Origin of the sequence: Coleofasciculus sp. C1-SOL-03 (assembly GCF_040220555.1) — a bacterium.
Classification (GTDB): domain Bacteria; phylum Cyanobacteriota; class Cyanobacteriia; order Cyanobacteriales; family Coleofasciculaceae; genus Coleofasciculus.
The window spans coordinates 1-12490 of record NZ_JAVJUO010000018.1; the positions used below are offsets into that span (position 1 = coordinate 1).

Annotated in this window: 11 protein-coding genes and 1 tRNA gene; 10 read left to right on the forward strand and 2 right to left on the reverse strand. The window is 48.5% G+C overall.

Annotation, left to right across the window (positions count from 1 at the left end; all coding sequences use genetic code 11):
* Positions 1 to 755: 755 nt before the first annotated feature.
* From nifJ to RIE73_RS02205, 4 genes are all read left to right on the forward strand, one after another.
* Positions 756 to 4370 carry a pyruvate:ferredoxin (flavodoxin) oxidoreductase gene (gene nifJ, locus RIE73_RS02190; RefSeq protein ID WP_446399623.1) on the forward strand — a complete coding sequence of 1205 codons (3615 nt, stop codon included), beginning with the start codon at positions 756 to 758 and terminating at the stop codon, positions 4368 to 4370.
* Positions 4371 to 4451: 81 nt separating this feature from the next.
* Positions 4452 to 5468, forward strand: a complete 1017-nt coding sequence (locus tag RIE73_RS02195) for a dihydroorotate dehydrogenase-like protein (protein ID WP_446399624.1) — start codon at positions 4452 to 4454, stop codon at positions 5466 to 5468.
* A gap of 574 nt (positions 5469 to 6042) precedes the next feature.
* Complete coding sequence (locus tag RIE73_RS02200; RefSeq protein ID WP_446399625.1) at positions 6043 to 6399, forward strand: hypothetical protein; 357 nt, start codon at positions 6043 to 6045, stop codon at positions 6397 to 6399.
* A 214-nt stretch (positions 6400 to 6613) separates the two neighbouring features.
* Complete coding sequence (locus tag RIE73_RS02205; RefSeq protein WP_446399626.1) at positions 6614 to 6799, forward strand: hypothetical protein; 186 nt, start codon at positions 6614 to 6616, stop codon at positions 6797 to 6799.
* Between the two features lie 249 nt (positions 6800 to 7048).
* Here RIE73_RS02205 and RIE73_RS02210 read toward each other — a convergent pair whose 3' ends face one another.
* A complete protein-coding gene (locus RIE73_RS02210; protein ID WP_446399631.1) occupies positions 7049 to 7558 on the reverse strand; it encodes a hypothetical protein in 510 nt (169 codons plus the stop codon).
* 205 nt (positions 7559 to 7763) lie between these two features.
* On the opposite strand from RIE73_RS02210, the gene RIE73_RS02215 reads away from it, so the two are divergent.
* Complete coding sequence (locus tag RIE73_RS02215) at positions 7764 to 8165, forward strand: fasciclin domain-containing protein (protein WP_446399627.1); 402 nt, start codon at positions 7764 to 7766, stop codon at positions 8163 to 8165.
* Between the two features lie 242 nt (positions 8166 to 8407).
* Complete coding sequence (locus RIE73_RS02220) at positions 8408 to 8860, forward strand: hypothetical protein (protein WP_446399632.1); 453 nt, start codon at positions 8408 to 8410, stop codon at positions 8858 to 8860.
* A gap of 133 nt (positions 8861 to 8993) precedes the next feature.
* Here the strand turns inward: RIE73_RS02220 and ruvB are convergent, their stop codons facing one another.
* On the reverse strand, positions 8994 to 10106 hold the full coding sequence (gene ruvB / locus RIE73_RS02225; protein WP_446399628.1) for a Holliday junction branch migration DNA helicase RuvB: 1113 nt from the start codon (positions 10104 to 10106) through the stop codon (positions 8994 to 8996).
* A 106-nt stretch (positions 10107 to 10212) separates the two neighbouring features.
* Between ruvB and hisF the strand changes: the two genes are divergently transcribed.
* The 4 genes from hisF to RIE73_RS02245 all read left to right on the forward strand — a co-directional run bounded on the left by hisF (position 10213) and on the right by RIE73_RS02245 (position 11962).
* The gene (gene hisF / locus RIE73_RS02230; RefSeq protein ID WP_446399629.1) at positions 10213 to 10983 is read left to right on the forward strand and encodes an imidazole glycerol phosphate synthase subunit HisF; all 771 of its coding nucleotides are present in this window, start codon (positions 10213 to 10215) and stop codon (positions 10981 to 10983) included.
* A gap of 119 nt (positions 10984 to 11102) precedes the next feature.
* Complete coding sequence (locus RIE73_RS02235; protein WP_006098571.1) at positions 11103 to 11312, forward strand: hypothetical protein; 210 nt, start codon at positions 11103 to 11105, stop codon at positions 11310 to 11312.
* Between the two features lie 189 nt (positions 11313 to 11501).
* Positions 11502 to 11574: transfer RNA gene (locus RIE73_RS02240), tRNA-Ala, on the forward strand.
* Positions 11575 to 11740: 166 nt separating this feature from the next.
* Entirely contained in the window at positions 11741 to 11962 is a 222-nt protein-coding gene (locus RIE73_RS02245) for a hypothetical protein (RefSeq protein ID WP_446399630.1), read from the forward strand.
* Positions 11963 to 12490 lie beyond the last annotated feature (528 nt).

Sequence of the window (12490 nt, forward strand, 5' to 3'; positions counted from 1 at the left end):
CGACACCCGACACCCGACACCCGACACCCGACACCCGACACCCGACACCCGACACCCGACACCCGACACCCGACACCCGACACCCGACACCCGACACCCGACACCCGACACCCGACACCCGACACCCGACACCCTACACCCTACACCCAGTAGTACCCTCAAGTTCCTTGTCACCCCCTCAGCCCAGCAGGGTTAGCGATCGCATTCGTTGCGGATACTGACGAGTATAGAGCCATCCCATCTCCCTCAATAGCTGAGAAACTGAGAAATATTTACGAAACGAAATATTTCTTAATTATTTTGTACTAATACTTAATCAAGTTAAAATCTCCCAGCTTGTAAAAACTAATACAGCTTATTATTTAGATTATTTTAAGGTAGAGAGTTGCCAAAGTCTTAAATAAATTAAAAAAAAGTTAGACTACCTAAATTGCTAATTTTTTGTTAGATAATAGAAGAGTATCCGGAAGAAGGCGGGAAGGTTAAAAGACCGTTAACAAAATCCGGGAACGACCGTCAGCCATATAGCCTGGGGGTTGAAAGTCGATTTATGTCCGCCTAGAAAAAACAACATTGACGTTGTTCAAAGAAGGACTCAATTGGAAAATTTATGCTAATTCGATTGCCAAGAAAATTGACGTTTTGTAGTGGAAGAGACGAAATTGATAGGGGATCTGCAATAGATAAGGAATTAAGTTGAAGTTTAGCGCCCCAAACAAAAAAGATTATCCAACAACCCAAAAAGGTTTGTAACTATGACGAAACGAACAATTGCAACTCTAGACGGAAACGAAGCGGTAGCTCGCGTTGCCTACCCACTCAATGAAGTGATCGCTATTTATCCGATCACCCCCGCTTCACCCATGGGAGAATGGGCAGATGCTTGGTCTTCAGAAGGTCGCCAGAACCTCTGGGGTACTGTTCCCTCGATCATTGAAATGCAGAGTGAAGCTGGGGCGGCAGGTACGGTTCATGGCGCATTGCAGGCAGGGTCATTAACCAGTACATTTACAGCATCTCAAGGCTTGCTGTTAATGCTGCCCAACCTCTACAAAATCGCCGGGGAAATGACCTCAGCCGTGATCCATGTCGCCGCGCGATCGCTAGCCGCCCAAGCCCTGTCCATTTTTGGGGATCACCAAGACGTGATGGCATGTCGTGCTACCGGCTTTGGTCTTCTGGCGTCGGGATCAGTCCAAGAAGCACATGACCTGGCGTTGATAGCCCACGCCGCCAGCCTCGAATCCCGCGTTCCCTTTATCCATTTCTTTGATGGTTTCCGCACCTCCCACGAAGTTCAGAAAATTGAACTCCTGGCAGAAGAAGATCTGCGGGAAATGATCAATGATGAACGGGTGATGGAACACCGGGCGCGAGGTCTAACCCCCGATCGCCCCGTCTTGCGCGGCACCGCCCAAAACCCGGATGTCTATTTCCAAGCACGGGAAACCGTTAACCCCTACTACAACGCCTGCCCGGAAATTGTCCAGAACACCATGGACAAATTTGCCGAACTCACCGGGCGCAAGTATGAACTGTTCCAATATTACGGTGCCCCTGATGCCGAACGAGTCATCATCCTCATGGGTTCTGGCACAGAAACCGCCCATGAAACCGTGGATTACCTGAACAAACAGGGTGAAAAAGTGGGGATGATCAAAGTGCGGCTGTATCGCCCCTTTGATATGAAGCAGTTGGTCAAGGCATTACCTGCTACCACTAAGAGTATCGCTGCCCTAGACCGCACCAAAGAACCCGGTGCTGGTGGTGAACCCCTGTATCTGGATATCGTTACAGCCGTTCAGGAAGCCTGGGAAGCCGATACCCCTAAACCCAAGGTTGTCGGTGGACGCTATGGCTTATCCTCCAAGAAATTTAGCCCCGCCATGGTTAAGGGTATTTTCGATAACCTAGCGGCTGATCAACCGAAGAACCACTTTACCATTGGCATCAACGATGACTTGACCAATACCAGCCTCTCCTTCGATCCCAACTTCTCCACGGAACCCGAAAGCGTGGTGCGTTGTGTGTTCTATGGCTTAGGGTCAGACGGTACTGTGGGCGCGAATAAGAACTCGATCAAGATTATTGGCGAACAAACCGATAACTACGCCCAAGGCTACTTCGTTTACGACTCCAAGAAATCCGGTGCCGTTACCGTTTCTCACCTGCGCTTTGGGCCAGAACCGATTCGTTCAACCTACCAGATTAGCCAAGCCAACTTTGTGGCTTGTCACCAGTGGGTGTTCCTGGAAAAATTGAACGTCCTCAGTAGTGCTGCCCCTGGTGCAACCTTCCTGCTGAATTGTCCCTTTGGACCCGATGAAGTCTGGGGTCTACTGCCGCGTCCGGTGCAAGAGGAAATTGTCAACAAGAACTTGAAGTTCTATGTCATTGACGCCAACCAAGTGGCAGTTAGCAGTGGCATGGGACGACGGATTAACACCGTGATGCAAGTCTGCTTCTTTGAACTGGCGAATATCTTACCCAAAGAAGAAGCGATCGCTAAAATTAAGCAGTACATCGAAAAGACTTACGGCAAGAAGGGTGCAGAAGTTGTCCGCATGAATATTGAGGCGGTGGACAATGCTTTGGCGCATCTGTATGAAGTGCAAGTGCCAGACACAATAGATAGCACTGTGGATATGCGTCCCCCAGTTCCCGACACTGCCCCAGCCTTTGTTCGGGATGTATTAGGTAAGATGATGGCGCGGGGTGGCGATGACCTGCCCGTGAGTACCATGCCCGTGGATGGGACATTCCCTACGGGTACGACGAAATGGGAAAAACGCAATGTGGCATTAGAAGTCCCGGTTTGGGACCCCGATGTTTGCGTCCAATGTGGTAAGTGTGTCATGGTTTGCCCCCATGCGGTGATCCGAGGCAAGTCTTATGACCCGCAGGTGTTAGAAAATGCCCCGGCTTCTTTTAAGTCCACGGATACTCGTGATAAAGAGTATGCGGGACAGAAATTTACGATTCAGGTGGCGGTCGAAGACTGCACCGGTTGTGGGATATGTGTCGATGTTTGTCCGGCGAAGAATAAGTCTCAGCCGAAGCTGAAGGCGATTAACATGGAATCCCAGTTACCGTTACGGGAACCCGAACAGGAAAATTGGGACTTCTTCTTAAATATTCCGAATCCCGATCGCCGTTCCTTAAATTTAGATCGGATTCGCCAGCAGCAATGGCAGGAACCGCTATTTGAGTTCTCCGGCGCTTGTGCGGGGTGTGGGGAAACCCCCTATCTGAAACTGGCGACTCAACTATTTGGCGATCGCATGGTGGTGGCAAATGCCACAGGCTGTTCCTCAATTTACGGCGGAAACCTACCCACTACGCCTTGGGCGCAAAACGCCCAAGGGCGTGGACCGGCGTGGTCGAATAGCTTATTTGAAGATAACGCTGAATTTGGCATTGGCTTCCGGGTATCCATTGACAAACACACCCAATTTGCCGCTGAGTTAGTCCAACGTTTAGCGGGTGAGATTGGCGATAACTTAGTCGGTGGGATTCTCAACGCCGACCAGAAATCCGAAGCCGATATCTGGGAACAACGGGAACGAGTCACACAACTCAAGCAGAAACTGCAAGGGATGAACTCTCCCGAAGCCAAGCAGTTGTTAAGTGTAGCCGATTACCTGGTGAAGAAGAGTGTCTGGATTATCGGCGGTGACGGCTGGGCGTATGATATTGGTTACGGCGGTTTAGACCATGTGATTGCCAGTGGTCGCAATGTGAATATTCTGGTTTTGGATACTGAGGTGTATTCCAATACTGGGGGTCAGGCGTCCAAAGCCACCCCACGGGGGGCGGTGGCGAAATTCGCGGCAGCAGGTAAACCGGCACCCAAGAAAGACCTCGGTTTAATTGCCATGACCTACGGGAATGTCTACGTTGCCAGTGTGGCAATGGGGGCGCGGGATGAACATACCCTGAAGGCGTTCTTAGAAGCGGAGGCGTATAATGGTCCATCCCTAATCCTGGCGTATTCCCACTGTATTGCCCATGGGATTAATATGACCACATCGATGTCTCATCATAAGGCGTTGGTTGAGTCCGGGCGCTGGTTACTGTATCGCTTCAATCCCGATTTAGTCCAAGAAGCCAAGAATCCCCTGCAACTGGATATGCGGAGTCCGAAGTTCCCGGTGGAACAATCCATGTATCAAGAAAACCGCTTCAAGATGCTGACCAAGAGTAAGCCAGAAGATGCCAAACGTCTCCTGGAAGAAGCCCAGCAGGATGTGCAGACTCGGTGGCAGATGTACCAATATCTGGCAGCCCGTCAGTTGGACACCCACAACGGTCATGGGAATGGTCAGACAACCCAAACCAGTGAGGAGGTTAAGGAACCGACGAATACCTAATTAATAGTGTAGAGACGTAGCATGCTACGTCTCTACACCCCTCCACAGGATTACCCATAAATAATTGAGAGGTTTAAACGGATGGATCTGACAACAACATATTTAGGGTTAGACTTGCGATCGCCCCTCGTGGTTGGTGCGGCGGCACCCTTGACAGAAGATGTGGACAATATCAAGCGCATGGAGGATGCAGGCGCGGCGGCGGTGGTGCTACATTCCTTATTTGAAGAACAACTGCGCCAAGAAAAGTTGGAATTACACCATCACTTAGAGTATGGTACCGAAAGTTTTGCCGAAGCCCTAACCTATTTCCCGGAAGCGGAAGTCTTTCATGTGGGTTCGGAGCAATATTTAGAGCATATCCGTAAGGCAAAAGAGATGGTGGATATGCCGATCATCGCCAGTCTCAATGGTGCCACCGTAGGCGGTTGGACGCATTATGCCAAGGAAATTGAGCAGGCGGGGGCAAATGCGCTGGAGTTGAATATTTACAGCATCCCCACGGATATGGATCAGACGGGGGCTGAAATTGAGCAGAATTATCTTGATATTCTGCAAGCGGTGAAATCTGAGGTAAGTATTCCAGTTGCGATTAAACTCAGTCCCTTCTTTAGCAATATGGCAAATATGGCGAAGCGGTTGACTGAGGCGGGTGCGGATGGTTTGGTCTTTTTCAACCGATTTTACCAGCCGGATATTGATATTGAGGAATTGGAAGTTTCACCCAATATCTTACTGAGTACACCGCAAGCGATGCGCTTACCCATGCGCTGGATTGCGATTTTGTATGGTCGTCTGTCGGTGGACTTTGCTGCTACCAGTGGGGTACATAAAGGGCAGGATGTGATCAAAATGATGATGGCAGGGGCGAAAGTGACGGAAATCGTCAGTGTACTGCTGCGTCACGGGATTGGCAATCTGCAAGAGATTGAGCAAGAGGTACGCCATTGGATGGAAGAACATGAATATGAGTCGATCAAGCAGATGCAGGGTAGCATGAGTCAAATTAACTGTCCTGATGAAAGTGGCTTTGAACGGGCGCAGTACATGAAGGCGATTCAGACATACAAGCCTCAATTGGTGGGGTTTGCCCCGTAGGATAAACGCTAATTCATTCATTAATTAGGGTCTGCTGAATAAGGCTTTTGGTGGGGAGAGGCAATAGGGAATAGGCTTTCTTGCAATGGTTTCAACCCTCGGTCGAGGGAAAATTTGGTGCTTAGGTCGGCGAAAAGTCCAGGATATAAGAGGGTGGTAGTGTAAAAACCTTGCACTTGTTTGGTCGAAAAATGGCTTGAAACCCCTATCTGGTCTACCTTACACACTTATGCAGCAAGCCCTAATTAGATCCCCGACTTCTTGAAGAAGTCGGGGATTTGGTATGAATAAACAATTCAGGAAATTGTAGTAGGGGATAGTTTGTAGGGGTTTGTAGGGGCGAGTCGCGGCTCAAACGTGGCGGTGTCACAATTAACCTATCTCGACTCGCCCCAGTCTAAATGTAGGCGGTGTCAGAGAATTATCGATACCTGATACAGGGCGACCCGATAAAATTTAGGGGTCGGTTCTCTTAATTTAGTGCGGCGGGTCGCCCCTACAATGTTTGCCTTTAATTTTCGATATCCTGTGGCGGGTAATCCGATAAAATTAATAGGTGGGTTCTCCTAATTGAATGCAGTGGGTCGCCCCTACAGTTCTATGCCCTACGAACCTCAAAGACATCAAGCCAATTGTCTCGACTGAAACAACTCGGGAGAAACGACAGCTTAAAGGTGTGGCTTCAGGTTCTCTAGGTGCAATTATTGGGCAATTCAAATCCCTATCTGCCAAACGGATTAACCGGATTCGTCCAACCCCCCACGTTCCCCTCTGGCAACGCGATTTCTATGATCAAATCATTCACCGGGAGACATCCCTTCACGCTATCCGCAAATACATTGTGGAAAATCCTCTACGGTGGATAGACGACCCAGAAAATCCCGAATATCCTGTACCCAATCAAGATCCCCTAAACGATTTTCCGTTTTAACTGGCAATTATTCCTGATAGAGATTGTCAGGATTATTAAGATTATTGAGATTATCACATTTGTAGGGGTTTGTAGGGGCGAGTCGCTGAGCAAACGTGGCGATATCACAATTAACCTATCTCGACTCGCCCCAGTCTAAATGTAGGCGGTGTCAGAGAATTATCGATAGCCGATGCAGGACGCCCCCATTAAATTGATCGGTGGGTTGTGTTAATTGTGTTCAGGAATAATCCCGACAATCTTTTCCTTTCATATCATGTCCGGTGGAATACTTACGCTATCGGTGGAGACAAGGCAGAGGGCAGAAGGCAGAAGGCTCCAAGGAAAGGAAAAAGGTTGCAAGGCACAAGGGAATAATGACTGTTTAGGCGGACATGATATCATTACCGATATCCGGTGAAGGGCGACCCGATAAAATTAATGGGTAAGTTCTCTTAATTTAGTGCGGCGGGTCGCCCCTACAATTGGTGATATCCTGACAAATTAAAAATTACAAATGACAAAAAATTACAACTCAATGGTATAAGGAGATAGTCAACCCGGATTTAGTATTAGTCCTCTACAGACGACTTGCGCTTTTAGCCAAGAATCTGAATTCTTGGCAGATGCCAGGATTTACTGACAAAATTAGCGGCAGTTTTTGGGCAATTTAAAATTGCAACCCCACGCCACCCTGCACCGAAACCGCTGTTCCGCCTCCCTTACGATAGGCATCAAAGGCAATAATCGCATTCCCAAAAAGCACCGTACTACCCCCAGGAACAACATAATCAATCCCCGGTTGCAAAGCAAAGCTGGTTTGATCTCCCACCGGTGAGGGCGTATCACCACTGGCAAACGCCGCACCCGCCCCCAAATAAACATCTGTTTGCCAGTTGAGGGGAAAGTCGTAAGAAATTGTTGGCACCACCGCCGTACCTGCACCAATCAGGGCTTGCGCTCGTAGAGAGACAGGAAGTTCCAAGAGTTTGTATCGTACCGCCAACACTCCCCCAAATTGCCGCCCTTCACCGCGATCATCTTCTTCAATACCGAACGTACCGCCAACTCCCACATAACTGCCGTAAGCGGCTTGAGCCGATGCTGACGTAGGGGTAAACGCCAGACTCGCGAGTACTGCCGTGGCAAGGGTGACGCTGATGCCAATAAAATGTCGCATATCCGGACTCCTGAGTACTGATGTCGCTGATTTTAGCTTGTGACCTACCCGACTTTCCATGGGATGTCTTGAAACTTAGCAGATCAAGGAGATTAAGGTCATCTGATTCAGGTGTTTGAAGAGTCAAAACTCTTCCCTGCACAGGTATATGGGAAAATAGCAAAATCCGGGAAGAGATTATTTTGCAGAGGATAAGTTGAAATCAATGCCTGATATTGTAGATATTGCCGTTAGTGCGGATTCGTTCCAAACCTTAGTCGCCGCTGTGCAAGCGGCTGGTTTAGTGGATACTCTCAAAAGTCCTGGTCCTTTCACCGTTTTTGCCCCCAATGATGCCGCTTTTGCGAAGTTACCACCGGGAACCATACAAACCTTGCTCCAGAATATTCCTCAGCTTACGCGGATTCTGACGTATCATGTCGTTTCTGGTAAATTGACTAAAGCTGATTTAGCCAAGGTTGATTCAGTAACCTCTGTTGAGGGTTCGTCCATCCGCATTGACTGTGCTGATGGCTTTGAAGTCAAAAATGCCACGGTAGTTGCCCCTGACATTGAAGCGGATAATGGGATTATCCATGTCATTGACACGGTAATTCTCATGGGGTGAAGTCATCATCACAATGGCTCTCCCGTACTTAGAGTGATCATAAAGTCAGCTATCGGTCTAAGGCGGGACATTTTGGTTAGGAAAGGGAACAGGAAACAGGCAACAGGGAACAAATTTGTCCCGGCTTGGGTTGGTAGCCGTAAAATTTATCACACCATGTACGGGAGAGCCATCCCTCATTCCAGCCGAGAACAATTGTACTTATACCATATTTGAGGCAATGTTATACCATATTTGAGGCAATGATTGATAATCAACCTTGCAGCTTTGTTGATGCCATCTCTTATTCGATGAAAACAAACGTTAACGGTCATCCGGATTTTGCCCTCTCCCTAATGAAGTCAAAAGGAAAGCCGACTTGTAAGGTTGAAGCAGTCATGACAATGAAGAATGGTCAATGCCGCTCCTGTGGATCTTATCAGATCAGAAGCAACAAAAACCGAAAATTTCCTGCCCTGAATACGATGACGCTAGGCTTAGGAAACTCCAACGCTCGTTATGCTTCACTGGATACCTATGTTTGTGTCAATTGTGGCTATGTTGAAAGCTACGTGGCTTCAGCAGATGATCTCAACTACATTCAAGAACACTGGGCGAAGGTGGAAGCTCCCAGTGAAAATGGAAGATCGCCCAACAACGTTAAATCACTCCCCTCTAGAGCGCACGAGGAAAAGCGTCGAGCCATGCACGGTTAATGTTGAATGAGAGTTCATCGTTCATAGTTGATTGTCTTTCCCGTTACTATGAACGGTGTAGCTAGTGCAGGCAGAAATAACTGAATAGCTATCATCTCCCCTGCACCCCCACTCCCCTGCTTCTCCGCTTTTCTCAGGAAGACAGCGTGGAGTTTCCGGCGATTTTGGCTAAATGCTGACGAGCGGCGTCTGTAGCTACCCGTCCGCGAGGGGTTCGATGTAAGTAGCCAATCTGTAATAAATACGGCTCATATACTTCCTCAATGGTTTGAGCGTCTTCTCCAGTAGCAGCGGCTACGGCTTCTAAACCCACCGGTCCCCCCTGGAATTGTTCGATCATCACACTTAACACCAGCCGATCTGTCCAATCCAAACCGACAGGATCAACGTTGAAAACTTCCAAGGCTTCAGCGGCGACATCTGGGTTAATGACGCCCATCTTTTTCACTTGAGCATAATCCCGCACTCGCCGGAGTAAGCGATTGGCGATGCGGGGCGTTCCCCGAGAACGACGGGCAATTTCTATCGCCCCCGCTTCGTTCATCGGTGTTTGTAATAATTCAGCAGTACGCTGGACAATCAAACTCAATTCCTCCGGTTCGTAAAACCGCAGGCGCTGGATCAAGCCGAAGCGATCGCGTAAGGGGGAGGTGAGTGATCCCACCCTGGTCGTCGCCCCAACCAAGGTAAACTGGGGTAAAGGAATACTCCGGGTTCGCGCTGATTGCCCTTTGCCAATTGTAATATCTAATCGATAATCCTCCATCGCCGGATATAATAGTTCCTCACTCATACGTGTGAGGCGATGAATCTCATCGATAAACAAAATATCCCCCGGTTTCAGGTTGACTAAAATCCCCACAATATCCCGGGGGCGTTCCAACGCTGGCGCTGCCGTAATTTTACAATTTGTCCCCATCTCCGTCGCCAAAATTAGCGACATCGTGGTTTTCCCCAATCCCGGCGGTCCATACAAGAGCAAATGATCTAAAGCCTCATTTCGCGCCTTCGCCGCCGCGATCGCAATTTCTAAGACATCTTTGAGTTCTTTTTGCCCAATATAGTCGGCTAACCGTTGGGGACGAATCCCTTCCTCTTGGTTCTCCGTTTCCTCGGCTGTCGCCGTCGCCAGTAACAAGTCGGCTTCCAAGTCTTGCTGACGTTTCTTGCGCCGCCCCTTTTTTTTCTGACGGGATTGGGGTTGTTTGTCGGGTTCTTGAGATTGTCGAAAGGAGGTTATAGCCATGATTTCAGCCTATCATTTCATCGGCGATCCAGACAGTCAGGCACAAAAGGTTTAGATTAGTTAAGGAAGTCAGTATTATTCCATCACACAGCGTAAGACATTTGACATGCTAGCTAAACGAATCTTACCGTGCCTGGACGTAAAGGCAGGGCGGGTGGTCAAGGGCGTCAACTTTGTAAATTTGCAAGATGCGGGTGATCCCGTGGAACTGGCACAAGCTTATAACCAAGCGGGTGCTGATGAACTGGTGTTTTTGGATATCACGGCTACTCATGAAGACCGGGATATTATTATCGATGTTGTCTACCGTACCGCAGAACAGGTGTTTATTCCCCTAACCGTCGGCGGCGGTATCCAATCCTTAGAGACTGTTAAATTATTGTTAAGGGCGGGTGCCGATAAAGTCAGCATTAATTCGGCGGCTGTCCGTAATCCAGATTTTATCAATCAAGCTAGCGATCGCTTTGGCAATCAATGTATTGTCGTGGCAATAGATGCCCGTCGCCGTATCGATCCCAGCCATCCGGGTTGGGATGTTTATGTGCGGGGTGGACGCGAAAATACTGGACTGGATGCGATCGCCTGGGCAAAAGACGTGGAACGGCGTGGCGCTGGAGAACTGCTGGTCACCAGTATGGATGCGGATGGAACTCAGGCTGGGTATGACTTAGAACTTACGCGCACCATCGCTGAACAGGTAGATATTCCGGTGATTGCCTCCGGTGGCGCAGGCACCTGTGATCACATTTGTCAAGCCCTGAGTGAGGGGAAAGCCGAAGCCGCCCTCTTAGCCTCTCTACTGCATTACGGGCAACTCAGCGTATCAGAAATTAAGCACTATTTGCAGGAGCATCAGGTTCCCGTGCGGATGTCATAAGGCGTCTCAAATTCCTACCGATCTTGTCCTTAACTTTTGTGACCAATATCACACAATTGAATCGTTTGCAGCTACATAGACCACTGCTAGAATAGATTCGATGTTAAATTTCGTAAATTATGTTGATTGCTATTTTAATATTCGATATTGCTCTAGTCGCTTGGTCACTGCACTTAATGCAACAGGCGTTTGACACACGAGAGTTCTCCTTTATGCTGGCTGGCACCTTAGTGGCGATGTCAGCGGCCGCCATGTTAGTCGTATATTTCTTGATGGACAGTTATTTAGGCTACTTGAGCCGGATTGCCGCCGTGTCAGGTTCATTTTAGGTCGGCTTAGGTTTTATATAGCAAAAGGCAGAGGGCTCCAAGGGAAAAGATTGACGGGTCAAGGTTTGGCGCATTTTGCTGTGTCCTAATCGCCTTGGCGACGGCTATAACTCAAGGATCAAAACAAGGCAATACTTTAATAAGACTTGACGAAGGGACAAAATCAAGGCATGATGGAAAATACTGCATGGGGCTATAGCTCAGCTGGTAGAGCACCTCAATGGCATTGAGGGGGTCAGCGGTTCGAGTCCGCTTAGCTCCATATCACACATAACTAGGCTCTGCTGAATAAGTCTTGTGGTGGGGAAAGGCAATAGGTAATAGGCAATAGGCAATAGTTATTCAAGCCCCCGGAACCTATAGCCGTGGGGTTCCTGACGAGTGAGTACAATTGATGTGGTCATCCTTTGAATGTTAACCCAACAGCCATGAATACCACTAAACAAGCTCCTCTAGAGGAACAAACCTTGAGCCGATGCTGTTTGGCACCCCTATTTGCTGACATTATGTGTAAAGGTCAGATCAGTTTGTCTGACTGGCGTGAGTTGATGACAGCGCCTTGGGACAATTCTTTTACCAGTAATGATGAAGCTATTTTGATGCGGCTGATCTATGGCGTCCATCGTGGACTTGTGAAAGTTGTCGATTGATGAACCCCTAAGTAGGGCTTGCTGCACAAAGCTAAAACCCTTAGCTATCAAGGCTTTGAGTAGCATGGACATTGGCTTATCTTCAAGGACATAAGGTAAAACCCCTTTCATACCCTTGCACCGCTAAGTAGGTGGACACAATTAAAGTTAACGGTTGAGATTAGGCAACAGGCAACAGTCAACAGTCATGAGGGCGATTTACAAAACTTAATGAGCGTGCCGTTTTCTTTTGTCCGACTACTTATCAGGGAAAATGTATCACTGCTCCCCCAGCTTCCCCAGCTCCCCCAGCTTCTCCAGCTTCCCCAGCTTCCCCCACCAGCAGACTTATTCAGCAGACCCTCTTATAGAAAGCGATGGTGAAAACCTCCGTACTTTAGTCGGGGGATGAAACCGAGCAAGGTTTAACCCAACAACTTTAGTTGTGGCTGGCGCGATTGGTCTAGTTATGCTAGAGTAGTTATCATAATCTTGAGCAGAGACAATGATAGTTTTTGAGTTTAAGGTAAAAGCTAAACCCGCTCAATA